Source organism: Streptomyces sp. WM6378, assembly GCF_001279695.1.
Taxonomy (GTDB): domain Bacteria; phylum Actinomycetota; class Actinomycetes; order Streptomycetales; family Streptomycetaceae; genus Streptomyces.
In genome coordinates, this window is the sequence record NZ_LGDD01000269.1 from 1 (window position 1) to 218 (window position 218).

The window sequence follows — 218 nt, forward strand, 5'->3', positions numbered from 1 at the left end:
CGATAGCGGATAGTACCGTGAGGGAATGGTGAAAAGTACCGCGGGAGCGGAGTGAAATAGTACCTGAAACCGTGTGCCTACAAGCCGTGGGAGCGTCGCTGTATGTGCTTGCACATGCAGTCGTGACTGCGTGCCTTTTGAAGAATGAGCCTGCGAGTTAGCGGTGTGTAGCGAGGTTAACCCGTGTGGGGAAGCCGTAGCGAAAGCGAGTCCGAACA

Annotated in this window: 1 rRNA gene; it reads left to right on the plus strand. The window is 55.5% G+C overall.

The annotated features are described in order from the left end of the window. Positions 1 to 218: ribosomal RNA gene (locus ADK54_RS20910) — 23S ribosomal RNA — on the plus strand; the annotation flags it as partial.